General features: G+C 42.4%; 1 protein-coding gene. It reads left to right on the forward strand.

Annotation, left to right across the window (positions count from 1 at the left end; translation table 11 throughout):
- Window positions 1-255: catalase (locus ASD35_RS09310; protein WP_157275464.1), on the forward strand; the 255-nt coding region annotated here is incomplete at both ends.

The raw sequence follows: 255 nt of genomic DNA on the forward strand, positions 1-255 counted from the left end.
TTTGCCATTGCAACCTGTTGGTCGCTTGGTTCTGAACAGGACGATTGATAACTTCTTCAATGAAACTGAGCAGCTTGCTTTCAACCCTGGTCTTGTGGTTCCTGGGATTTACTACTCAGATGACAAACTACTTCAGTGTAGAATCTTTGCTTATGGTGACACTCAGAGACATCGGCTTGGACCAAATTATCTGCAGTTACCAGTTAATGCTCCTAAATGTGCTCACCACAACAATCACCATGAAGGTTTTATGAA

Source organism: Pelomonas sp. Root1444 (assembly GCF_001426885.1).
In the GTDB taxonomy this organism is placed as follows: domain Bacteria; phylum Pseudomonadota; class Gammaproteobacteria; order Burkholderiales; family Burkholderiaceae_C; genus Pelomonas.